Origin of the sequence: Staphylococcus sp. Ze2, from assembly GCF_048568365.1 — a bacterium.
GTDB lineage: Bacteria > Bacillota > Bacilli > Staphylococcales > Staphylococcaceae > Staphylococcus > Staphylococcus xylosus.
Genome location: NZ_CP183486.1, coordinates 2,034,033 through 2,057,959 on the forward strand (window position 1 = coordinate 2,034,033; position 23,927 = coordinate 2,057,959).

A 23,927-nucleotide genomic window follows, 5' to 3' on the forward strand; every position below is an offset into this window, starting at 1 on the left:
CAAATACCTCCTTTGTGTTCTCTAGTCTAAATCTTCTAGTGCTTGAATGTATTGCTTTATTTTTTCTGGTTCATTAACATGCTGCTTAATTTGTTCATATAATTTTTGTCTTTGTTCAAAATTACGGTATAAACCTAATTTCGTTTCATAATCTTCAACTAAATCGCCAGTTCTTCTTATGTTATCATACACTGCTTGTCGACTCACATCAAATGTATCAGCTATCTCGCTTAAAGAATAGTCCTGTAAATAGAATAACTCTAAATAGTTTCTTTGCTTTTGAGTGAGTAACGCTTGATAAAAGTCAAACAAGTAGTTCATACGAATCGTTTTAATTAAATCATTTTGACTCATCTGAGTGACCATCAATTTCTTCCGCGTTTTTATTTGGCGCTTCATTTTCATCTACATTTTGTTCAATCATATCAGCAAATAGTCCATAAACATAACTTTCTGGATTAAATGGTTGTAAATCATCTAATTTTTCACCTAAACCTACATATTTTACTGGTATGTGTAGTTCATTACGTATTGCTAACACGATACCACCTTTGGCAGTACCATCTAATTTCGTAAGTACAATACCCGTCACGTTAGTAACTTCTTTAAATGATTTCGCTTGTGACAATGCGTTTTGACCTGTAGTTGCATCTAAGCATAGTAATACTTCATGAGGTGCTTCTGGGACAGCACGTCCTATGACACGCTTCACTTTTTCTAATTCATTCATTAAATTAGATTTGTTTTGTAAACGCCCTGCTGTATCACAAATAAGAATATCTACATCCTTACTTTTCGCAGCATTTATTGCATCATACATTACTGCAGCTGGGTCTGAACCTTCGCTCTGACTCATTACTTCAACTCCAACACGTTCTCCCCAAACTTTAAGTTGTTGAATCGCACCCGCTCTGAATGTATCTCCTGCAGCTAACATTACTTTCTTACCTTCTGCTTGATAACGGTGGGCTAATTTACCGATTGTTGTTGTTTTACCAACACCATTGACACCTACCATTAAAATGACATTAAGTCCTTCATTTTCTATATTCATTACTTCTGAATTATCATCATCTTGATGATAAATTTCCACTATTTTTTCTACAATAACTTCTCGTAAATCTTCTGTTTCTGAAATATTACGACGTTGTGCTTCTTCACGCAATTCTTCAACTAATTGCATTACCGTGTTAAATCCAACGTCAGCCGTAATAAGCATTTCTTCTAAAGCTTCGAAGAATTCTTCATCAACTTTACGATAACGTGCAATTAAATTGTTAAGTTGAGCTTGGAAGTTTTCACGAGATTTCTCTAATCCTGCTCTAAATTTCGCACCTAATTGCTGTGCTTCAATTTCTTCAAAGTCTTCTATAGATATTAGGCCATCATCATCAAAATCTGCTTCTTTTAATTTTTTTGGCTTTTTGGCTGGTTGTTCATCTTGGGACTCATCTATCTCTTTTTGAGAGTCCTCAGATAATTGTTCTAGATCTTCTTGTTGCTTTGGTTCTTCTGAGTTACTAGAAAATTTATCCTTTAATCGTTTGAAAAAGCTCATGCTTGTTCCTCCTTAATAACTTCATCAATTGTATTTAAATTCACACTCACTAATTTGGATACACCAGATTCTTGCATCGTTACACCATATAATCGGTCTGAAAATTCCATCGTGCCCTTGCGGTGAGTAATCACAATAAATTGTGTTTGGTCTGATAAAGCTTTAAGATATTGTGCATATCTAATAACATTTGCTTCGTCCAATGCAGCTTCTACTTCGTCTAATATAACAAATGGTGCTGACCTTACTTTTAATATTGCAAATAATAGAGCAATAGCACTGAGTGCACGTTCTCCACCACTTAATAAAGATAAGTGTTGTAGTTTTTTGCCTGGAGGTTGAACAATAATATCTACGCCTGCTGATAAGTAATCGTCATCCGTTAAACGTAATTCTGCTTGTCCGCCACCAAATAGTGATTTAAACACTTCAGCAAAATGGCCTTGTACAGCATGGAAAGTCTCTTTAAAACGGTCTTTCACTTCTTGATCCATTTCTTCTATAAGCTGTTCCAATGTTGCTTTAGCTGCCCTTAAATCAGCACGTTGTTCATCTAAAAATGTATAACGTGCGTTAACTTCCTCAAATTGTTCAATCGCATTTAGATTAACATGTCCTAATTCTTCAATAGACATTTTTGTTAACTTGACTTTTTTACGCAACACTTCAATATCCTCATCTAATTCATATAACTCACTCGCACGTTCATACGTCATATGATAAGTATCATTCAAGTGGTTGATTGCATAATTAATTAGCACATCTAAACGTGATTGCTCAGATTTAATATCTTGGTAGCGATTTTCAATAGATAAAATATCTTGATTCGCTTCTTGTAACATTTGATCTGTTTCTTCAATTTTATCATTTAATTCTAGTCTACGCGATTTCACTTCTTCGATGTCTTGTGCTAATTGAGCTTTAGCATTTTTACTTTGCTCAATATTACTTTGAATTGTCTCAAAGGCTTTTTCACCGGTCATTTCATCAGAATTAAATAACTTTATTTGGTCATCTAATTTTTCTTGTTGACTAGCAACCGTTGAGAGTTGTTTAGTAATTCTTGTGTGTGTTTGTTTTTGTGCACTCAATCTTTCTTTTACTACTGCTAAATCCGACTGCTTTTGGTGTAACTGTTGTTGGATTTGTGTTGTACTCTCTTTGCCTTCTTTAGATAATTTTGTATAAAGGTCAATATCTTCCTCTAACTTTTGTAATTGGGTTTTAATTTCAACCAATTTTTGTTTTTTATCATTTAAGGTTTGCTTGCTCGTTGCACTTTGATATCCATCATTTTTTTCAAATTCAAATTCTTCATGTTCATCTTTTAAATGTGCTTCATTTTTTCGTAATCTATCTAACTCTAACTCATAATCATGAACTTTTTGTTTTGCTAAATTATAAATTTGACTTGTGGCGAAATAGTTTTCGCTAGTACTATCTGCATTTTCTTTGATTTCTTGGAATTGTTTCTCAAATTGAACAGTTTGCTTTTGATAATCTGCTAATTGTGCACGCATTTTAGCAAGTTCATCTTTTTGTGCTAAAATACTTTTCGATTTTCGATCGCCGCCTCCGGTCATAGATCCACCAGGATTAACTATATCTCCATCTAATGTAACAATACGTGTACGGTATCTTATTTTTCGAGCTAGTTCATTAGCATTTTTTAATTCATCAACGACAATTGTATTACCTAATAAATTTTGTACGACGTTTTGATAATCCGCTTCAACTTGAATCGCTTGAGATGCGATGTTAATAAAACCTTCTGCCTCTTGAGCTGTCGTCAATATATCACTAGCAATTTGACGTGGTTGAATAACATTTAATGGTAAAAATGTTGCTCTTCCTAAACCGTGTTGTTTAAGATATTGAATCGCTTGACGTCCTTCTTTTTCAGAATCAACAATAACGTGTTGTAAAGATGCGCCTAAAGCCGTTTCAATAGCTTTAGTTAAATCTGAAGGTACTTGGATAACTTCTGCTACCGCACCTCGAATTCCTGTTAACTGATTATTTTTTGCTTTTAATATATGTTTAACTCCATTAAAGAAATAACTATATTCTTCTTGTTGTGTCGCAGCACTATCTATACGAGACTTAAGCTTTTCATTGAACCTATATGCCTGATGTAATTTTTCTTCATATTCACTACGTTGTTGTTTGAGTTCTGTTAATTTGTGTTTATACTCATTAAGTTGCTGCTCTGCTTTTTTTAATTCTTTCTGTGCCATTGTGCTGTTTTTTTCAGCTTCGTTAATGTCGTGTTGAATTTGTTTCAATTGTTCAAATGCTTCAAGTAGTCTTGAATCTAAGCGTGATTGTTTAGATTCATTTTCTTGTATCGTATGCTCTAAAAAGCGTATATCATTATTCACATCTGACTGTTCCGACATCAACTGATAATATTTGTTTTTAATTTCTTCTAACTTTTCATCATGTTGATCATCCGTCACATAAAGTTGAGATTCAAAATATTGTATTTTTTCATTTAATTCTTTTTGTTGTGATTTAAGTCGATCTATCTCTGTTTGTGCTTCCGCTTTCTCTTGCTTTAATGTAGCAGTTTGATTCAGAAGGCTTTCTTGCTCTTCTTCAAATCTTGCGTTTGTTTTAGATTGATTCTTTTTACGTTCTTCTAACACATTTAATTGACCCGTATATTTTTCAACTTCTTCTGTAGCTTTTACGAGTTGATAATTTAAAGATTCGATGCGTTCATCTAATTGCTGTCTTTCAGCTTTAAACTTATTTAGTGATTGTGTGTGTTGAACTTTTTCACCATCTTTTGTTGATTGCTGGCTTTTTAAATAATTTAACTTTTCGTCTAGTTCGTGGATATTATTGTTATATTGTTCAATATCATAGACCGTTACTAGTACATCACTCTTTTCCATTTCTTTTGAAAGATGCTTATATTCTTTGGCAATTGCTGCCTCTTCTCGTAACGGTTCAACCCGACCTTCTAAGTCGTATAAAATATCTTCTACTCGTGAAAGGTTATCTTCAGTTTGAGCTAATTTTTGTACTGAAGTTGCCTTTCTTTTTTTATATTTCAACACACCTGCAGACTCTTCTAAAATTTGTCTTCTATCGATAGGCTTGGCATTTAATATTTCATCTACTCGACCTTGTGAAATAATACTAAACGCTTCTTTTCCTAAACCTGAATCTAAGAATAAATCTAGAATATCTTTTAACCTTGCTCTATCATTGTTCAGGTAATATTCACTTTCGCCACTTCTATACAAACGACGCGTCACTGTTAATTCATCAGCTTCTACCTGCAACTTGCCTGCACTATTATCTAACTTTAATTTTACTTCTGCATAATTCTGAGCTTTACGATGTTCTGCGCCGGAAAAAATAATATCTTCCATCTTAGCACCACGTAAAGATTTAGCTGACTGTTCACCTAATACCCATTTTATTGCATCAGTGATATTACTTTTCCCACTACCGTTTGGTCCAACTATTGCTGTTACGCCTTCATCAAACTGAACGTTTGTATGCTCAGCAAAAGATTTAAAACCAAAGGCATCTATAGATTTTAAATAAACCATGCTATTCTCCTTCAAGGTGTTCCTTCTCTTGTATCAATTTAGAAACACTTTTACATTAACCTTTAAGTTAATACATTTCTTAATAAACAACATTTTAGAATTAATCCTATCAATGTATTATTTATCATAAAAATGCATTTGCTATATTTACTTATTTTTTAATTTTTTATATGCTTGTTCAGCAGCTTTTTGTTCTGATTCTTTTTTAGTCTTTCCTTTTCCTTCTGCTACGGCTTTATCTTCTAAAATAACTTCAGAAGTAAACAGTCTATGATGTGCTGGTCCTTCTTCATTGATGAGTCGATAAGTCACATCGCCTTGGTTTTGTCTGTGCACAAACTCTTGAAATTGTGTTTTAAAGTCTACCACACCATCTAATTCATCATCTTCTACGTAAGGGAATATAATCTTTTCAGAGAATTTCCATACTGCTTCTAAGCCTTGATCTAAATACAGTGCACCTACAAATGCTTCAAAAGCATCAGAAACTAGTGAAGGACGACTTCTGCCTCCTGTTTTTTCTTCGCCTTTACCTAATAAAATTAATTCATTCAATTGAATTTTTTTCGCAAATATTACAAGTGATGGCTCACATACAATTGTTGCACGCATTTTTGTTAAATTACCTTCAGGCAATTCTGGATATTTATCAAATAAATAGCGTGAAACCGTCAATTCTAATACCGCATCTCCTAAAAATTCTAATCTTTCATTGTGATCTAAGCGATCCATATTAAAATCATTTATGAAACTAGAATGCGAAAATGCCTGTTGATATAAATCGACTTGATTAAAATTCAAATCTAATTCTTGCATTTTTTGGGCAAACTTTTTTTGGAATGCTTGAACCATTTCTTTCTTTTTATGATTGGTCAATCTCTTTCCTCCTCAGATAAAAACAACTATATGCTAAAATTACTGTATACGCTTTTATTCTACGTGAAAGTTCAATAAAACTAAAGAAAAAACTGTTTGTCATATATAAGATTGTTACGCTCTACAACTAGTGTGTAATACATTTATATTAATGTTTAATTAATCTACAGTTTAAATATAGATGTTTCTCAAATAAAAAAATCTGAGCCGTTTTTACTACGACTCAGATATTTGCTTATTATTTTTCAATACTATTGATAAAGTTAACCGCATCACCAACTGTGTTGATTTTTTCAGCTTCTTCATCTGGAATTTCAGTACCAAATTCGTCTTCTAATTCCATTACTAATTCAGCGATATCTAGTGAGTCAGCGCCTAAATCATCTTTAAAAGATGCATCTTTAGTAACTTTTTCAGCGTCAACACCTAAACGGTCAACTATAATATCTTTTACTTTGTCGAAGTTTTCCACGTCGATTCACCTCCTTTTAAAAAAGTCTAATTATAGACTTTTATATTTTCCCATTTTATCAATTGAAATACAAGTAGTAATTCATAGTATTACACTAGAAAAACTAATATCATGTTCAAACGAACAACGACTTGTGAACAATTGAATAGCTCATAGGTTACATATACATGCCACCATTGACATGAATTGTTTGACCTGTAATATATTTAGCTTTTTCAGAAGCTAAAAATGCTACAGTATGAGCTATATCGGAATCTTCACCAAATTCAGCTAATGGGATTTGTTCTAACATTTGTGCTTTAAGTTCATCACTTAAAGCATCTGTCATATCTGAAACAATAAATCCTGGCGCAACAGCATTAACAGTAATGTGTCTAGACGCTAATTCTTTTGCAGCTGACTTGGTTAATCCGATAACACCTGCTTTAGTGGCAACATAGTTAGCTTGTCCTGGATTTCCGACCGCGCCAACAACGCTTGATAAATTGATGATAGAACCGCCTTTTTGTCTTAACATTTGTGGTGTGACTTTTTGAATACAATTAAAGACACCTTTTAAGTTTGTATCAATTACATCATCCCACTCTTGCTCTTTCATTCTCATCAATAAATTATCACGTGTAATACCTGCATTGTTTACAAGTACATCTACTGAGCCAAATTGACTAACTACTTCTTTAATCATCGCTTTGACTTCATCACCGTTTGCTACATTCGCTTGAATCGCAAAGCTTTCTACGCCTTTAGCTTTGATTTCTTCTACGACAGCATCAGCTTTCTCTTTATTACCGGCATAATTTACTACAACATTATAACCTTCTTCTGCTAATTGGATAGCAATACTGCGTCCGATACCTCTTGACGCTCCTGTTACTAATGCACTTTTAGTCATTTTCATTCCAACCTTTCACGTCTTCTAGTGTTTGAATTGAAGTTACTTTTACATCTCTGTTAATTTTTTTAATTAAACCTGATAATACTTTGCCAGGGCCAATTTCAATAAATTGATCCACACCTTGATCAATTAACCACTGCGTTGAATCTATAAATTGAACAGGTGAATATAATTGTTCTATCATATTTGCTTTAATGACGTTTGCATCAGTTTCACCTTTGGCATGTACATTTTGTACCACGGGATATTGAGCATCTCGCCACTCGAACTGATCAATAAATGATGCAAAATCATCTTTGATTACTTGCATCATAGATGAATGGAATGGACCCGATACTGCTAATGGTAAAACACGCTTAGCGCCTAATGATTTACCTTCAGCTACTAAGTGATCAATTAATGTTTTATGACCTGAAACAACGATTTGTCCAGGAGAATTAATATTTGCTGGTTCAATAATTTCCTCTTCAGTTGATAATTGCTTACATATAGCATCAACTTCCTCGTAATCCAAGCCTAATACAGCCGCCATGCTCCCCACACCATTCGGGAAAGCTTCAGCCATAAGTTGACCACGCTTTCTTACAATCTTTACTGCGTCTTCGAATTTCAACACATTGCTAGCGACTAAACTCGCATACTCGCCTAAGCTATGCCCCATTGTATAATCTGCATTCAACTCATTTAACGCATTAAATAATGCAATGCTATGGGTTAATAAAGCGGGCTGTGTATTTTCAGTTTGACCAAGTTTTTCTTCGCTATCTGTAAACATTGTTTCTAAGATATCGAAGTCTAAAGCTTGTTGTGCTTGATTTAGGATTGAAGTTGCTACTTCGTCTTGTTCATATAAATCGTTTGCCATACCAACTTTTTGTGAACCTTGGCCTGGAAATATTATCGCTGTTTTACTCATCTTGTGTACCCACCGTTTCTTTCATAGTTTCAACAATTTTTTGTTCTCCGGCAATTTTTGCCTGACGAATCGCTGAATAAAATGCTTTAGCACTAGAACTACCATGCGCTTTCACTACCGTGCCGTTCAGTCCTAATAATACAGATCCACCATACTCAGCATAATCCATTTTCGTCATTAATCCTTTTAGGTCTTTTTTCAAAATTAGTGCTGCAACTTTATTTTTCAAGCTGCTTAAAAGTGTTGACTTAAACATTTTACCCATCGCTTTAGCTACACCTTCTAAATTTTTCAAAATCATATTACCGGTATAACCATCAGTCACTACAACATCAGCAGCATCATTCATCAATCCTTTAGCTTCTACGTTACCTGTAAAATGAAAGTCATTTTGTGTTTCCATTAAATGATAAGCCTTTTTGGTCAATGTATTGCCTTTGGCTGCTTCAGTACCAATATTCAATAAACTTACTGAAGGTTGTGAAATACCTCTAATCTTTTGTGCATAAATATTACCAAGTTGAGCATATTGCAATAAATGTTCTGCCTTTGCTTCAGCATTTGCGCCAACATCCATAAACACAAAACCTTTGCCCGAAACTGTTGGCAACGTCACAACTAATGCTGGACGCTCTACACCCTTGATACGGCCGACTATAAATAACCCTGCTGACATTAGAGCACCTGTGTTTCCAGCTGAAACACACCCATCTGCTTCTCCAGATTTCACCGCTTCTGCCATTCGAACCATTGAGCTATCTTTTTTACGCTTAATCGCTCTAACAGGTTCATCATGCATAGTTATAGACTCTGTACAATGACGTACTTCTACACGGTCATGCTTTAGGGTACATTTTGACTCATCACCAAATAAAATGATTTCTAAGTCTTCAAATTTGTTAACCGCCATTTCAACAGCTTCCAAAACGATTTCAGGTGCGTCATCTCCACCCATCATATCAATCGCTAATTTAACCATTTTGTTCATCCTCACTTGTATAATACATTTTAAATGTTCCTTTAAAAACAACCGTATCTTTAACATACGATTCGACTTTTATAATATAATATTTATTTGTTATTTCACTGGTTTGCGCATTAGCGCGTACCGTTTCGTTTAATTTCACTGGTTTTGTAAACACAACATTACTTTCACTTGTTAATACGACTGATTTATGTATAAGTGCTACACATAAAGAGTTTGCTTGTGCAAATAGAACGTGCCCTCTCGCGATTTTATTTTTGGTGAAGACAGATTCTTCATCAATATTAATAATTGAAGTGGCATATTTGTCAGGTTCTACATTAATCACGTCACCTATGATTTCATTTCCTTCAATAGAACGGATACTTTCATAGTTTTTCCTAGCTACAGATTTAATTCGTGTTCTTAACTCAGGAATATTTAAGTGTGTACGATCCAACCTTATTGTTTGGATGCTTACTGAAAATAAAGTACTTAAATCTAAATCTGTAATAAACGGATTTTTAGCTATCTCTTTTTTTATTGCGTCACGCCGCTCTTGTTTTTTTAATTTCATCGCATTCAAACTCCTATGTTTTTAGTACCAAGTCTTAAACACTCCTAACATATCATAACACTTTCCTTTTCAATTGCTCAACAAAAAACATACGTAAGTTCGAATTTAATAACTTTTAAGTACATATTTTTTATAATATCTAAATCAGTGTACTTTTTCAGCTAATAAACAATGATAGTCATCATTCATTAACTCCTCCAAATTCATTTAAAAATAAACTTACTAAAATTTCTTCGAATTGAACAATAACACAATACTTAATAGCGTTATTTAAATGTTTATGCATAATAAATTTCAACATTTGTTATACATATTATTTATTTATTCATTTTAAATAAATAAATATTTTCGCTATTTCCTATTGAATTAATTATAAACTATACGTATAATTTTAAATAATTTGAAATTTCAAATATATTTAAAATAATCAGAAATTTATTTTTTATACCATTCATTTCTAGGAGGATATTATGAAGAAAATTTTTTCTACCACGCTACTAGCTAGTTCTATTTTAGCTATTACATCAGGTAACGTTCACGCTGAGGAAAGTAATAGTATACAACCTGAGAGTTTTAAAAAGGCTGATAATTCAACTATTCAAAATGAGACAGACGTAAAACAATATCTAAATCAGCATGCACAAGATTTGGTCAAAGACTCAAGCAAAACTAAAAATGAAGCTTTTAATAAAAATGCTTTTAAACAATATGAAGTAGCAAATAAAAATACAGACAAAACTGGTGTGACACACTATACTCTAAAGGCTAAAATTAATGACATCACTTCTAGTGATAGTACACTTAAGGTACATGTAAACAAAAAAGGCGACGTAAAATTAATCAATGGTAGTATTGACAAACCATACATAAATGTTAAAAATTCAAACGAGATAACTTCTGCTCAAGCCGAAAAAAACGCTTTTAAAGCCATTGGTAAATCAAAATCAAAAGTTAAAAATATCAAAGGTTATGACATCGTTAGTAAAAATAATTTGGATATAAATAGTGATAAACAAAAACTCGTTTATAATATTGAATTGAATTATGTTTCACCTAAGGTAGCACATTGGAAGATTCAAGTTGATGCAGCAACAGGTAAAATCATAAAAAAACAAAACACACTTCAAAAAGCAACAACTGAAGGGAAAGGTACTGGCGTTAACGGAGATGTAAAATCACCACTTAACTTAACTCAATCACAAAATCAATATACGCTACATGATACATCTAGTAATGCAACAATTGATACACAAACTGCTAATAATACGACAAATACTATGGCGCCAATTACTAATGATAGTACAAACTTCAATAAAAAATCTCAACGAGCTGGTGTTGATGCACATTATTATGCAAAAGAAGTTTATGACTATTATTTAGATACATTTGATAGAGACAGCTATGACGATAATGGTGGCGCAATTAATTCTATTGTCAATTACGATAAGAATTTCAACAATGCTGCGTGGACTGGACAATACATGATATACGGTGATGGCGACGGCCAAACCTTTAAAGAACTATCAGGTGCTAGTGATGTCGTGGCCCACGAACTAACACATGCAGTAACAGAGCGTACTGCTGGCTTAGAATATAGCTATCAACCAGGAGCATTAAATGAATCATTTTCTGATGTATTTGGGTATTTTGTCGATCCAGATAATTGGTTAATGGGTGAAGATGTTTACACGCCTGACCAAGATGGCGATGCTTTAAGAAGTCTGAAGAACCCTGAAGATTACAACCAACCAGCTCACATGGATCAATACCAAAAAGGCAGCGAAGATAACGGCGGTGTTCATACCAATAGCGGTATACCAAATAAGGCTGCATATTTAACAATCACAGATATCGGGAAAGACAAAGCAGAACAAATTTATTATCTTGCCCTCACAGAATACTTAACACCAAATGCTCAATTTACAGATGCTAAAACAGCACTTACTGTTGCGGCAGATAAACTATATGGCGATAATAGCGAAGAAGGTAAAGCAATTGAAAAAGCATGGGATGATGTTGGTGTGAAATAATTTAAAAGTGTTTATCATTGTTAACACTTAGAAAACACACGATAAGTCAGTTTAAAAAACAAACTCAAAACTAGCATATTAATATCACATTATGTTGACCTAAAAACCAAGGCACTTTCCAGTAAAACAATGACAAAGTCATTTTATTTTACTGGAAAGTGCCTTAATTTTACTTATGATTAATCGAAGCTCATATATAGTAAATTCTTCTCAATAAATGATCTTAAAGTTTGGTATTGTGGCTCAAAAAATATTCCTGTTTGAATTAATTCTGCCGCTTCATCTCTAGCAACTTCTAACATTTTATAGTCTTCGACGACGTTTGCGACTAAGAAATCTGGCAAACCACTTTGTTTTACGCCGAAGAAATCTCCAGGACCTCTCATTTCAAGATCTCGTTCACTGAGTTCAAAACCATCTGTTGTTTGCGTCATGATATTCATACGTTCTATACCTGTTTCGGTTTTTGGTGAAGCAATCAATACGCAATAACTTTGATGTTCACTTCTACCTACACGACCTCTCAACTGATGTAATGTAGATAATCCAAAACGATCGGCATCGTATATCATCATAAATGTAGCGTTTGGTACATTTACCCCTACCTCGACAACGGTTGTTGATACTAAAATATCTATTTCATGATTACTGAATTTTTGCATAACCTCATCTTTTTCATTGGAATGCATTTTACCATGTAATAACCCCACTTTGTCAGTACCATAAAAAGCTTGTAATGATTCATATAATTCAACCACATTTTGAACATCTTCTAGGTGTTCAGAGCTTTCAATCAATGGACATATGACGTAGGCTTGACGACCTTTCTTCAATTCAGAAGTCATTTGGTTCAAAACACTTTCGTACGCTTCATGTTTTGACCATGAAGTAATAATTGGTTTTCTACCTTTTGGCAACTGCTTAATTGATGAAACATCCATTTCACCAAACACTGAAATAGCTAAAGTTCTAGGGATAGGCGTTGCTGTCATGAATAGTACATTTGTCATAGCACCTTTTTCTCTAAGTAGTTGTCGTTGATTCACACCAAAACGATGTTGCTCATCAGTAATAACAAGTCCAACATTATTAAATTTCACGTCATCCTGAATCAATGCATGTGTTCCAATTAAACAATCAATTTCATTATTATTTAATTGATCTAATAATAATCGTCGCTTTTTACCTTTTACTGAACCCGTTAATAACGCGACATTCATCCTGTCACCAAATATATCTACTAAACTTTCAGCATGCTGTTCTGCTAAAATTTCAGTCGGAACCATTAATGCCGATTGAAAACCAGCTGTTTTTAATGCATACATGCAGATAGCTGCAACAACAGTTTTCCCAGAGCCCACATCACCTTGGAGTAAACGATGCATACGTATTGGAGCCTTCAAATCACGAAAGATTTCATTAACGCTATGTTTTTGGGCATCAGTGAGTTCAAAAGGCAAACTATCAATAAAATGTTTAACTAAATTGATATCATAATCAACCTCAATAGCTTCATCCGAAGTTTTCTCAAGCCTATTCAACCATTGCATTCTTAGTTCGAACATAAATAACTCTGTAAATGCATAAGTTCTGCGCGCCTTTAGTAATGAAGCTTTATCAGTTGCAAAATGAAGTGCTTTAATTGTATTTTCTAATGATTCTAACTTATATTTTTTTCTTAACTCTGCTGATAACCATTCATGTATAGATACTTGATCTAATACTTGACGTATCATATCTCTTAATGGTTTTTGCTTAATACCCTCTTTTATGCGATACACAGGTTCGAATTGGGCAGACTCTGTAACCTGTTGATTGAAAAACATTCTATTTCCATTAATTTCTTGCTTTCTTCTATCCCATTTACCTTTTACCGTAACTGTGCCATGTAGTTCAATTTTCTTTTTTAAATAAGGCTGATTGAAAAAAGTGCATTTTACTGCAATGTTATTGACCATGATATGTACTGTTAACTTAGATTTATTACGACCAAAAAAAGCGACAGTCGGTGTTGAATATACTTCACCTACCACTGTCACTGTCGCTTGGTCTTCTGCTTCATTTAAGTCAATTACAGTATTATCTTCGTAACGTGTCGGTAGATATAAGATTAAATCTTCAACGGTATAAATATTTAATTCATTTAACACCGCTAAACGTTTAGGTCCTAGACCTTTAATTTGAGATAACGGAAATGGACTTTCTATTAAATTGACTTTTGACATTATTAATCACCAAATATTTCTTGTTTTAGACGCTGACCTGTCGGTGTGCCAGCTAAACCTCCACGACCAGTTTCACGTAAAGCAGATGGCATCGTTTGGCCAATCTTATACATTGCTTCTATCACTTCATCTGTCGGTATTCTAGATGTTACACCTGCTAATGCCATGTCTGCAGATACGATTGCATTAGAAGCACCGGCAGCATTTCTTTTCACGCAAGGAACCTCTACTAAACCAGCAACTGGATCACATACTAAACCTAGCATATTTTTCAAACAAATTGCAAAGGCTTCAGCTGATTGCTGTGGTGTACCTCCAGCAAGTTCAACTGTTGCACCTGCCGCCATAGCCGCTGCCGAGCCTACCTCAGCTTGACAACCACCAGCCGCACCTGAAATTGATGCATTGTTTGCTACAACGAAACCAAACGCACCTGAGGTTAATAAAAAGTTAAGCATATCTTTACGCGTGGGCTCAAGACGAGGTTTTAAGCCAAATAATACTCCTGGTACTACACCAGCTGAACCTGCAGTAGGCGTTGCACAAATTTTTCCCATCGCTGCGTTGACTTCGTTTGTTGCAACTGCTTTACTAACTGCATCTAATAACGTTGCACCTGATAATGATTTCCCTGTTTTTAAATATTCTTTAATTAATACAGCATCACCACCAGTTAGTCCCGTCGTTGATGTTACTCCCGCTAGTCCTTCATCCAATGCATTTTCCATTGTTTGTAAATTTTTATCCATATGTGCATAGACATCAGCTTCAGATAAACCTGTCACTTCCATCTCTTGTTCTAACATGATTTCATGAATTTTCTTATCTTGTGCCTCACACATCTCTATTAATTCTTTCACGCTTTTAAACATGCAATACCTCCGTTAGGCGTCTCCCATGAGTGAAACCGTCACTACACCATCGACGTTTTTAATTTTCTCTATAATATCTTTGTTTACAGCATCGTCTAACTCGCAAGTCATTAACGCTTGATCGCCTTTTTCTTTTCTCGATACTTGCATACTTCCCACATTAATACTTGAATCTCCTAAAATATTAGCTACTTTACCGATCGTGCCGAATGTATCCTTGTGAAATACAAGCAATGCTGGGTAATTCCCACTAATTGCAATATTAAAGCCGTTAATTGCTACAACTTCAATTTTACCACCACCGATAGACACACCTTCCACCGAAATCTCCTTTTCAGCATTACTCATATTTATAATAGCTGTATTAGGATGTGATCTCTCTTCAGCCATTTCTATAAAATTAACTTTCATTCCTGCAGTTTCTGCTGCTTCTAAACTCTTTTGTATTCTATCGTCGTCCGTATCATAGCCTAATAAGCCACCTACAAGTGCAACATCTGTGCCATGACCTTTATAAGTTTCCATAAATGAGCCATACAAATAGATATCAACTTGATTCGGTAATTGATTAAATAAATCTCTTGCTACCAATCCAATTCTTACCGCCCCTGCTGTATGAGATGACGACGGACCTATCATTGTTGGACCAATTATATCGAAAACTGTTTTATATTTCATAATTATACCCCACTCTTGTTTTTAATGTTTCTAAAGTGTTGCGCTTACATTCTCAAACATCTAGTTTATTATAACAAGTCCATTAGACATTATAAACCAAAACTGGTTGCATTGTTCTTTTTAAGTTAAAAATATAATTGACTGCAATTCATATAAATTTGCATAATTAAATTAAATCACTACATAAAAACGAGAGCGAAATAGAAATCAAAACTAAATTTGATTTCGTACTCTCGCTCTCAAAACATCAGAATGTTTAATATTAAACCTACAATAAAACAATATTCAAACCATTGTTTAACAACATAGCCTATTTACAATGATGCTTAATTTTTAGTCACATCTATATATCATTGCGTTTAAATCAATAACTATTTCGGCGATCATTCTACTGAAAATAAATATTGGTATACAGGTTGCTGGCCATCATGTTGATCTAGCTCGATATCTGGATAAGTTTCCTCAACCCATGTTTCTATCTCGGCAGTAACAGTTTCATTCGCATCTTCCCCAACAATCATAGTTATGATTTCACTATCTTCTTCAATCATTTGTGAAAGCAAGCCTTTAACTGTATCAAACTCATTATCTTGACTTGTAACAATTTTATCTTCTACTAAGCCCATAAATGCGCCTTTTTTAATTTCAACGCCATCTATTTTAGTATCTCTAACTGCATAAGTAACTGAACCAGAATTAACCGCTTCTAATGACTCAACCATACGAGATTTATTATCATCAAGTGAATCAGACGCATCATAGTTAAATAATGCAGCAATGCCTTGAGGAATAGATTTTGTTGGAATAACAATCGCTTCTGCTTCAACAATATCAGCTGCTTGTTCACTAGCCATAAGGATATTTTTATTGTTAGGTAAAATGATCGCGCGTTTACATTGTGATTGTTCAATCATTTTCACTATGTCTTCCGTCGATGGGTTCATAGTTTGGCCACCACTAATCATATGTGTTGCGCCCATTGATTTAAATAACTCAGAAACGCCATCACCCATTGATATAGCAATTACAGCAGTTTCAACAGTTTCGTTTTCATCACTTTGAGGTACAGATTGATTATTTTGCTCTTTTTTCACAACTTCTCTGTGTTGTTCACGCATATTTTCTACTTTTAATTTAATTAATTCACCATATTGTTGACCGTAATTAAATACATCACCTGGTTTTTCAGTATGTACGTGTACTTTAACTATTTCTTCATCATTAATCACTAATAAAGAATCACCAAATGCACTCATATCTTCTCTGAATTCTTGTTCATCGAAAGTTTTTTTATTTTTACCAAAACGAACCATCATTTCAGTACAATAACCATATTCAATGTCTTCAGTATTAATCACACCATGAAAATCATGCGCTTCATTTACCAATGAATCTTTGTCTAATTTTGGTGATTGTGCGGATACTTTTTCTCCTTTTAATGCTTTTAGGAAACCTTCGTAAACCACTACCAAACCTTTACCACCACTATCAACAACTCCTACTTCTTTTAAAACTGGTAATAAGTTTGGTGTGTTTTCAAGTGAAATTTCTGCTTGTTCTAAAATATAAGTCATCAACTCAATACAATCTTCAGTTTCTTCAGCTTTACGCATTGCAGCATCTCCTGCATCTCTAGCTACTGTTAAGATTGTACCTTCTACTGGTTTCATAATTGCTTTATAAGCTGTATCTACACCAGCTTTAAAGCTTTCAGCAAATTGTTGTGCATTGATTTCGTCATAATCTTCTAAATTTTTACTAAAGCCTCTAAATAATTGAGAAAGTATTACTCCAGAGTTACCTCTAGCACCCATTAATAAACCTTTAGAATATGTCTTTCCTAGTTCACCTATATGTTGTGACAAATTCTCTTCTACTGCTTCTCTACCAGATGTCATAGTCAAATTCATATTAGTTCCTGTGTCTCCATCAGGTACTGGATATACATTTAATGAATCGACTAAATCTGCATGATTTGATAAATTTTGTGCCCCTTGTATAATCATTTCGGCAAATAATTTACCATTTATTTTGCTAACCATTGCGTAATATCCTCCTAGTTCTTCGTGCCATTATTGACGCGCACACCTTGTACAAATATATTTATTGAGTTTACTTTTACTTTTAATGTTTGTTCTAATGTATATTTCACAGTTGATTGTACATTGCTTGCAACTTCTGATATTTTTGTCCCGAAGCTGACAATTGTATACATATCAACATCAATCACTCCATTGTTTTCTCTTACAACAATGCCTTTAGAATAATTTTCATGCCCTAATATTTCGGCAATACCGTCTCTTACTTGTTGTCTAGAAGCCATGCCTACAATTCCATAACATTCTACTGCTTTACTGCCCACCACTGATGCTATTACTTCGTTTGAAATATCTATGCTACCATAATCATTTGTGATTTCTAACGTCATAAAATTGCCTCCTAAAGTTAATGGTTCTGAAACTAACTGTAAATAAACAATTATTTAAGATGAGTTTAATAATAAAATACTATATTTATCCACAGTTTACAATTATACCATAATTTATTTCTAACAAAAGTAGAAGTCATGTAAATCAGAAAAATTTCTCATAACATTGCTATATTTTTCTATTTATGGTACATTATTCAAGTATGTAGTAGATACGTGTATTTATATTTATTAAAGGAGGTACTTTCATGGGCAAACAATGTTTCGTAACAGGTCGTAAAGCTTCAACTGGAAACAATCGTTCACACGCTTTAAATTCTTCTAAAAGAAGATGGAATGCTAACCTTCAAAAAGTTAGAATTCTTGTAGACGGAAAACCTAAAAAAGTTTGGGTTTCTGCACGTGCTTTAAAATCTGGTAAAGTAACTAGAGTTTAATAAATATAATGCACGAAAAAACCAATCCTTATGTGGAGGATTGGTTTTTTTTTCAAATAATTTTCTCAACGTAGAATGACTGATATTAATCTCTACTACGAATCATTAATACATTCCCTTCAATTACCTCAACTTCTCCATGCGAAGATGTAATCTCATTAGAAATAGTTAATGTAGAACCCTGTTCAAGCGTTTCTTTATAAAGATTATATTTAAAATACTTTAACGTGATGACTGTTGGATACGAAGCGGGAATAAAAGAAATATATGGATACAAGTCATTCGCTTCAATATCATATAGTCCTCGTTTTAAAAATTGAATTTCATTCGACTGATCAATTAATTTTATAACTATATCTTCTTCTACATATTCAGGTTTCTCCAAGATTTGTAAAGCACCCAAAAAATGATCTAATCTACCACCTGTAGCACCAAACACATGTATCTCTTTATATCCACTTTGTATCGCTTGAGCTATCCCTAATGCTAAATCTGTATCATCTTTTTCTGAATTATAGGGATTTATTTCAATTTGTCGCTCTATAAATGATTTCTCTTCTTGTGTAATTGAATCAAAATCACCAACTGCAAATTGCGGTGTGATACCAGCTTCTAACAAAATTAATGTACCTCTATCTATGCCAATCCAATCGGCATCAGCGCTATTAACCAGTATATCTTTAGGTAAATTTCGATTACCACATAATAAATTGGCTTTCATTAACGTCAACCTTTCAGTGTTTTAGTAACTGACTTATAATCATTTTGTTTGAAGAAGTATGATCCTGCAACTAACATATTCGCGCCATGATCAATCACGGTTTGGACTGTCTTATCATTAATACCACCATCAACTTCGATATCAAAATCTAAATTCAATCTTTGTTTAATTTCAGATAGTTGATCTAGTTTCTCAACCATATTAGCAATAAATGATTGTCCCCCAAAACCAGGATTCACGGTCATTACTAATACATAATCCACCATTTTTATAATAGGTAGAATTGCATCTACTGGTGTCCCTGGATTTATCACCACGCCAGCCTTTACATCTGCGTTCTTAATTTGTTCTATCACACGATGAATATGCGGTGTAGCCTCTACATGAACCGAAATCATATCTGCACCATGTGCTGCAAATAGTTCTACATACTTTTCTGGTTCCTCAATCATTAAATGTACATCAATAGGTAAATTCGTTCCCTTTCTAACTGCATCTAAAATTGGAATACCAATTGAAATATTGGGTACAAATTGACCATCCATAACATCAAAATGTACACCATCTACGCCAGCTTCTTCTAACTCCTTTAATTCCTGTTGTAAATTTAAAAAATCTGCTGATAATAAAGATGGATAAAGTTTTGCCAATTAATATCTTTCCTTTCTATTTGCAATCTCATTAAATAGTTGAACATAATGATCATATCTAAACTGAGTAATATTCCCTTGTTCCACTTTAATTTTGACATTGCACTTAGGTTCATTAATATGATTACAATCTCTAAATTTACATGACTCTCCATACTCATGAATTTCCATAAAATAATTTTTCAGTTCATCTTTTTGAATATGGTCAAAATCTAATGCGCTAAACCCCGGCGTATCTGCAATATATCCATGTGTTCTTTCAAAAAGTTCTACATGTCTAGTAGTATGACGACCGCGATTAAGGGCTTTTGAAATATGTTGTGTTTCAATATCTAAATCTGGAAAATATTTATTCAGCAATGTAGATTTCCCAACACCGGATTGACCACTTAATACGGCTAATCCATCACCCCATTGTGCAAAAACATTTTCGATGTCATCATTAATACTAATGAATTGAGTCTTATAACCCATGTCCTCATAAACGTTTAATAATTGTGACACCTTTTGTTGCATTTCAATTGAAGTTAAATCTTTTTTAGTTATAAGTATGCGTGGACGCATGTGATATGAGTGTGCGATAACTAAAAAACGATCTAGTAATTGTGTAGAAAAATCAGGCTCTACTGCACTCATTACTAAAATAAGATGATCAACATTACTTACAGGTGGTCTTTTGATTTCGTTTTTTCTTTCATGCACATGTTGAATATAACCTTCTGTTACATTTTCAACTTCAAAATCCACTACATCACCGACGATGGGAGAAAATTTATTTTTTCTAAATAGTCCTCGCGGCTTGGTGTCATACATTTCGCCATCTACATCTACACGATATACGCCACTAATTGATTTTATGATGCGTCCTGTCTTCACTTAGGCACCTCTCTTATAATTACTTTTACTCTTTACATTATAGCAAAGCCTTTTTAAATTAAATATGATTTGAGTTTATTTTGAATAAAAAATTAGTGATTAGTATGGAAATTTACTATAAAGACTTATACCATTTTTATAATTCACTTTAATTGATATACAAAACACCAATGTAGTCAATTAAATGATTACATTGGCGTTAAATTTGTTAGCGACACTAAACTCGTTCTCTCGCTCGGTTCGCAAGATCTTTGCTCTTGCATAAGCGACACTAAACTCGTTCTCTCGCTCGGTTCGCAAGATCTTTGCTCTTGCATAAGCGACACTAAACTCGTTCTCTCGCTCGGTTCGCAAGATCTTTGCTCTTGCATAAGCGATACTAAACTCGTTCTCTCGTTAAGTGTCGCTAAAAATCATAAGGAATATCTTTATCAGCAACAACCTTATCATCAACACGAACAGTAAAACCAGCCGTCTTACCTTTTTCAATTGTCATCGGTATCTTGATAGTCTTGTTTTCTTTAATCTTATAAGTCTGTGCTGCTGATGACCCTTGGTCATCTTTATCTCTAATATATACTTTCACTTCTTGACTTTTATCATCATCACCAGTATATTGCACTTGGTATGTTTCAGTATATTCTTTCGTTGCAGTTTCTTCATCTTTAGAATCGTCTTTCTCTTTGTCTTTAGCGTCATCCTTAGGTTCTTCTTTAGTCTCTTCTTTACCTTTAGATACGACAAAGGATATCGTAGAACCTTCATCTACTTCCTCACCTTTTGGTGACTGGCTAATAACGTCATCTTTTTTGACTTTATCATCATTTCTTTCTTCTGAAACTTCTACTTTAAAACCTTTAGATTCTAGGTCTTCTTTAGCAGCTTTAAAGGATTTATTTTCATAATCATCAACATAAACTTGTTTGGTTCCTAGTGACTCAATTAATTCAATATTACTGTCATTAACTTTCACTTTATCACCAGGTGAAATGTTTTGTGATTCAATTAAACCTTTAGCTACATTTTGTTTAGTATAAGATTGTTTAACTTTAGTATCTTTTATACCTAAATCTTCCAGCTTACTGATTGCATCAGATTTTGACATACCATATAAACTTGGCATTTCAGCTAATTGTGGTCCTTTAGACATCACAATATCAACTTTACTATTTTGCTCTAGTCGCTCGCCTTTTTCGGGCTTCGTTTTTATTATTTTATTTTCAGGGTATTTATCACTATACTCACGAGTAGTTTTACCCATTTGTAATTTATGTTCTTTTAAAATATGTTCGGCTTCTTTTTCAGTTTTCCCAGTTATATCTGGCGTTTCTAAATATTTGTTACCAAACATACCCATAGCCATAAAGCTAAACAGACCAAATAACAACAAAACAATAATTAAAGTATATAAAAATTTCTTTTTCTTAGAACGTTTTTTTCTAGGAACTGCATAGATATGTTCTTCACTGGATTGAAATTGTTGTTGATTGACAATAGGTATTTGCATTGTCTCACTAATGCTCTTCCCTTTGTCTTCTTCGCGTGTTTGATTAGCAATTTCTGATTTATTTATCGGTACTGTCTTAGTACTCGTGATAGAAGATTGATATCTGTCTTCTGATGCACGTTCATCTGACATAACAGTTTCTAAATCATTTTGCATTTCTCTTACTGATTGGTAACGCTCCATCTTGTCTTTTTCAGTTGCTTTTAGTACAACATTGCTTAAAGCTTGACGAATATCTGAACGTTCATCAGTTACATTAGGCATAGGATCTTGAATATGCTTTATAGCAATACTGACAGCTGTTTCTCCAGAAAATGGCGGTTTACCAATAAGCATTTCATATAATACAACACCCATTGAATAGATATCTGTGCCATTATCTGTAATATCTCCACGTGCTTGTTCTGGAGATAGATATTGGACAGTACCTAACACATGATTTGTTTCTGTCATTGTTGTTTCACTTAATGCTTTAGCTATACCAAAATCCAATATTTTTAATGTTTCATCTTTATCCACTAAAATATTTTGCGGTTTAATATCTCTGTGCACAATTTTTGTATCATGAGCGTGTTTAATACCATTGATAATTTGATTTATAAAATTTAATATTGTGTCTATATCTAATGGATGATTCTTTTGAATGTATTCCGATAATGTTAAACCTTCAATATATTCCATAACTAAATAGAAGTTTTCATCATCTTCTGTAACATCAAAGACATTAACAATATTACTATGGGATAATTGCGTTAAATTATGTACTTCTCGCTCAAATCTTTTAATTGCTTCTTCTTTTTCACCTGGTGGAATTCTTATAGCTTTAATTGCAACACTTCGTTTGAGGATCGAGTCTTCAGCAAGATAGACTCTGCTCATTCCACCGCCACCAAGTTTTTTAGTTACTTTGTAACGTTCATTAATTATTTTGCCTATCATACTTTATCACCTTCGACCTCAGCCAAAACTAAACTCACATTATCATTCGTACCTTCTGTTAATGCAAGTTCAATTAAATATTGACCTTGTGTTTCTAATTCGTTGTCTTGGAGCAATGCTTCTTGAATTTTATGATTACGTACAAAATCAGTTAAACCATCTGAATTCAACATGAGATAGTCATAAAACTTTGTCTTTTTCACAAAAATATCTGGTGTCACCAATCTATCTGTGCCCATTACTTTTGTAATGATATTACGTTGTGGATGCGTATATGCTTCTTCAGCACTGATTTGTCCAATCATAACAAGGTGATTCACGAAAGAATGATCATTTGTAATTTGCTCAATCTCTCTACTATTGACTAAATAGGCACGTGAATCTCCAATATTTGCAACGACCACATAATTATCAAATACTAAAGCACAAACACAAGTTGTACCCATACCTTGGTATTCTGGGTTTTCTACTGATTTGTCATAGAGTTCACGGTTAATAGCTTTTAAAGTTGTTTTTAACCAAGTTTCAGCTTGATCTGCCTCGATTAAATTTTCTTCTTCAAATCTTTGCTGTAACTCTCTTGTTACGAACTGGCTAGCTACTTCACCTGCTAAATGACCTCCCATGCCATCACAAAGCACTAATAATTGTTGTTCTGTACGATTGTAAAAAACGCCACCAGCATCTTCGTTTTTATCACGATATTGTCCTGTGTCAGTAAAAAATTGTGCATTTAGCAT

21 protein-coding genes are annotated in these 23,927 nt (G+C 33.6%); 2 read left to right on the forward strand and 19 right to left on the reverse strand.

The window, feature by feature from the left end; translation table 11 throughout:
• Positions 1–21: 21 nt before the first annotated feature.
• The 9 genes from ACM591_RS09560 to fapR form a co-directional block, all read right to left on the reverse strand.
• A complete protein-coding gene (locus tag ACM591_RS09560; RefSeq protein WP_029377492.1) occupies positions 22–354 on the reverse strand; it encodes a putative DNA-binding protein in 333 nt (110 codons plus the stop codon).
• Positions 341–1,558, reverse strand: a complete 1,218-nt coding sequence (gene ftsY / locus ACM591_RS09565) for a signal recognition particle-docking protein FtsY (protein WP_029377493.1) — start codon at positions 1,556–1,558, stop codon at positions 341–343. Before ftsY ends, ACM591_RS09560 begins: the two co-directional genes overlap by 14 nt.
• Complete coding sequence (gene smc / locus ACM591_RS09570; RefSeq protein WP_418354372.1) at positions 1,555–5,124, reverse strand: chromosome segregation protein SMC; 3,570 nt, start codon at positions 5,122–5,124, stop codon at positions 1,555–1,557. Before smc ends, ftsY begins: the two co-directional genes overlap by 4 nt.
• A 147-nt stretch (positions 5,125–5,271) precedes the next feature.
• Positions 5,272–5,976, reverse strand: coding sequence for a ribonuclease III (gene rnc / locus ACM591_RS09575; RefSeq protein WP_369965323.1), 705 nt, complete (start codon positions 5,974–5,976; stop codon positions 5,272–5,274).
• Positions 5,977–6,238: 262 nt separating this feature from the next.
• Positions 6,239–6,472, reverse strand: coding sequence for an acyl carrier protein (locus tag ACM591_RS09580; protein ID WP_029377497.1), 234 nt, complete (start codon positions 6,470–6,472; stop codon positions 6,239–6,241).
• Positions 6,473–6,629: 157 nt separating this feature from the next.
• Positions 6,630–7,364 carry a 3-oxoacyl-[acyl-carrier-protein] reductase gene (gene fabG / locus ACM591_RS09585; protein WP_029377498.1) on the reverse strand — a complete coding sequence of 245 codons (735 nt, stop codon included), beginning with the start codon at positions 7,362–7,364 and terminating at the stop codon, positions 6,630–6,632.
• Positions 7,357–8,283: an ACP S-malonyltransferase gene (gene fabD / locus ACM591_RS09590; RefSeq protein WP_069795555.1), complete on the reverse strand. Its 927-nt coding sequence runs from the start codon at positions 8,281–8,283 to the stop codon at positions 7,357–7,359. Before fabD ends, fabG begins: the two co-directional genes overlap by 8 nt.
• A complete protein-coding gene (plsX, locus tag ACM591_RS09595; protein WP_042362853.1) occupies positions 8,276–9,262 on the reverse strand; it encodes a phosphate acyltransferase PlsX in 987 nt (328 codons plus the stop codon). The genes fabD and plsX overlap by 8 nt, the downstream gene beginning before the upstream one ends.
• Entirely contained in the window at positions 9,255–9,824 is a 570-nt protein-coding gene (gene fapR / locus ACM591_RS09600; protein ID WP_042362854.1) for a transcription factor FapR, read from the reverse strand. Before fapR ends, plsX begins: the two co-directional genes overlap by 8 nt.
• A gap of 470 nt (positions 9,825–10,294) precedes the next feature.
• Here fapR and ACM591_RS09605 point away from each other — a divergent pair, with 470 nt between their 5' ends.
• Complete coding sequence (locus tag ACM591_RS09605) at positions 10,295–11,854, forward strand: M4 family metallopeptidase (protein ID WP_069794453.1); 1,560 nt, start codon at positions 10,295–10,297, stop codon at positions 11,852–11,854.
• Positions 11,855–12,033: 179 nt separating this feature from the next.
• On the opposite strand, the gene recG is transcribed toward ACM591_RS09605, so the two are convergent.
• The 5 genes from recG to ACM591_RS09630 form a co-directional block, all read right to left on the reverse strand.
• Positions 12,034–14,079, reverse strand: coding sequence for an ATP-dependent DNA helicase RecG (gene recG / locus ACM591_RS09610; protein ID WP_042362856.1), 2,046 nt, complete (start codon positions 14,077–14,079; stop codon positions 12,034–12,036).
• A gap of 2 nt (positions 14,080–14,081) precedes the next feature.
• Positions 14,082–14,951, reverse strand: a complete 870-nt coding sequence (gene sdaAA, locus ACM591_RS09615) for an L-serine ammonia-lyase, iron-sulfur-dependent, subunit alpha (RefSeq protein WP_029377504.1) — start codon at positions 14,949–14,951, stop codon at positions 14,082–14,084.
• A 12-nt stretch (positions 14,952–14,963) separates the two neighbouring features.
• A complete protein-coding gene (sdaAB, locus tag ACM591_RS09620; RefSeq protein WP_326025717.1) occupies positions 14,964–15,629 on the reverse strand; it encodes an L-serine ammonia-lyase, iron-sulfur-dependent subunit beta in 666 nt (221 codons plus the stop codon).
• A 383-nt stretch (positions 15,630–16,012) separates the two neighbouring features.
• On the reverse strand, positions 16,013–17,671 hold the full coding sequence (gene fakA / locus ACM591_RS09625) for a fatty acid kinase catalytic subunit FakA (RefSeq protein WP_042362858.1): 1,659 nt from the start codon (positions 17,669–17,671) through the stop codon (positions 16,013–16,015).
• Between the two features lie 14 nt (positions 17,672–17,685).
• The gene (locus ACM591_RS09630; RefSeq protein ID WP_029377507.1) at positions 17,686–18,057 is read right to left on the reverse strand and encodes an Asp23/Gls24 family envelope stress response protein; all 372 of its coding nucleotides are present in this window, start codon (positions 18,055–18,057) and stop codon (positions 17,686–17,688) included.
• A 248-nt stretch (positions 18,058–18,305) separates the two neighbouring features.
• Between ACM591_RS09630 and rpmB the strand changes: the two genes are divergently transcribed.
• Positions 18,306–18,494, forward strand: coding sequence for a 50S ribosomal protein L28 (gene rpmB / locus ACM591_RS09635; RefSeq protein WP_002483503.1), 189 nt, complete (start codon positions 18,306–18,308; stop codon positions 18,492–18,494).
• Between the two features lie 85 nt (positions 18,495–18,579).
• Here rpmB and ACM591_RS09640 read toward each other — a convergent pair whose 3' ends face one another.
• From ACM591_RS09640 to ACM591_RS09660, 5 genes are all read right to left on the reverse strand, one after another.
• A complete protein-coding gene (locus ACM591_RS09640; protein ID WP_029377508.1) occupies positions 18,580–19,215 on the reverse strand; it encodes a thiamine diphosphokinase in 636 nt (211 codons plus the stop codon).
• A gap of 5 nt (positions 19,216–19,220) precedes the next feature.
• Positions 19,221–19,865 carry a ribulose-phosphate 3-epimerase gene (rpe, locus tag ACM591_RS09645; RefSeq protein WP_326025714.1) on the reverse strand — a complete coding sequence of 215 codons (645 nt, stop codon included), beginning with the start codon at positions 19,863–19,865 and terminating at the stop codon, positions 19,221–19,223.
• Positions 19,866–20,741, reverse strand: coding sequence for a ribosome small subunit-dependent GTPase A (gene rsgA / locus ACM591_RS09650; protein WP_029377510.1), 876 nt, complete (start codon positions 20,739–20,741; stop codon positions 19,866–19,868).
• A gap of 406 nt (positions 20,742–21,147) precedes the next feature.
• Positions 21,148–23,187: a Stk1 family PASTA domain-containing Ser/Thr kinase gene (pknB, locus tag ACM591_RS09655; protein ID WP_058625814.1), complete on the reverse strand. Its 2,040-nt coding sequence runs from the start codon at positions 23,185–23,187 to the stop codon at positions 21,148–21,150.
• The gene (locus ACM591_RS09660) at positions 23,184–23,927 is read right to left on the reverse strand and encodes a Stp1/IreP family PP2C-type Ser/Thr phosphatase (protein ID WP_038678348.1); all 744 of its coding nucleotides are present in this window, start codon (positions 23,925–23,927) and stop codon (positions 23,184–23,186) included. The genes pknB and ACM591_RS09660 overlap by 4 nt, the downstream gene beginning before the upstream one ends.

What these genes read in the sequence shown, in the direction of transcription:
- ACM591_RS09640 (WP_029377508.1), bottom strand. Translation starts at nt 19,215, where the DNA reads ATGAAAGCCAATTTATTATGTGGTAATCGAAATTTACCTAAAGATATA.
- fakA (WP_042362858.1), bottom strand. Translation starts at nt 17,671, where the DNA reads ATGGTTAGCAAAATAAATGGTAAATTATTTGCCGAAATGATTATACAA.
- rnc (WP_369965323.1), bottom strand. Translation starts at nt 5,976, where the DNA reads ATGGTTCAAGCATTCCAAAAAAAGTTTGCCCAAAAAATGCAAGAATTA.
- smc (WP_418354372.1), bottom strand. Translation starts at nt 5,124, where the DNA reads ATGGTTTATTTAAAATCTATAGATGCCTTTGGTTTTAAATCTTTTGCT.
- sdaAA (WP_029377504.1), bottom strand. Translation starts at nt 14,951, where the DNA reads ATGTTTAAAAGCGTGAAAGAATTAATAGAGATGTGTGAGGCACAAGAT.
- rpmB (WP_002483503.1), top strand. Translation starts at nt 18,306, where the DNA reads ATGGGCAAACAATGTTTCGTAACAGGTCGTAAAGCTTCAACTGGAAAC.
- ACM591_RS09630 (WP_029377507.1), bottom strand. Translation starts at nt 18,057, where the DNA reads ATGACGTTAGAAATCACAAATGATTATGGTAGCATAGATATTTCAAAC.
- ACM591_RS09605 (WP_069794453.1), top strand. Translation starts at nt 10,295, where the DNA reads ATGAAGAAAATTTTTTCTACCACGCTACTAGCTAGTTCTATTTTAGCT.
- ftsY (WP_029377493.1), bottom strand. Translation starts at nt 1,558, where the DNA reads ATGAGCTTTTTCAAACGATTAAAGGATAAATTTTCTAGTAACTCAGAA.
- plsX (WP_042362853.1), bottom strand. Translation starts at nt 9,262, where the DNA reads ATGGTTAAATTAGCGATTGATATGATGGGTGGAGATGACGCACCTGAA.
- pknB (WP_058625814.1), bottom strand. Translation starts at nt 23,187, where the DNA reads ATGATAGGCAAAATAATTAATGAACGTTACAAAGTAACTAAAAAACTT.
- sdaAB (WP_326025717.1), bottom strand. Translation starts at nt 15,629, where the DNA reads ATGAAATATAAAACAGTTTTCGATATAATTGGTCCAACAATGATAGGT.
- fabG (WP_029377498.1), bottom strand. Translation starts at nt 7,364, where the DNA reads ATGACTAAAAGTGCATTAGTAACAGGAGCGTCAAGAGGTATCGGACGC.
- ACM591_RS09560 (WP_029377492.1), bottom strand. Translation starts at nt 354, where the DNA reads ATGAGTCAAAATGATTTAATTAAAACGATTCGTATGAACTACTTGTTT.
- fapR (WP_042362854.1), bottom strand. Translation starts at nt 9,824, where the DNA reads ATGAAATTAAAAAAACAAGAGCGGCGTGACGCAATAAAAAAAGAGATA.
- recG (WP_042362856.1), bottom strand. Translation starts at nt 14,079, where the DNA reads ATGTCAAAAGTCAATTTAATAGAAAGTCCATTTCCGTTATCTCAAATT.
- ACM591_RS09660 (WP_038678348.1), bottom strand. Translation starts at nt 23,927, where the DNA reads ATGCTAAATGCACAATTTTTTACTGACACAGGACAATATCGTGATAAA.
- fabD (WP_069795555.1), bottom strand. Translation starts at nt 8,283, where the DNA reads ATGAGTAAAACAGCGATAATATTTCCAGGCCAAGGTTCACAAAAAGTT.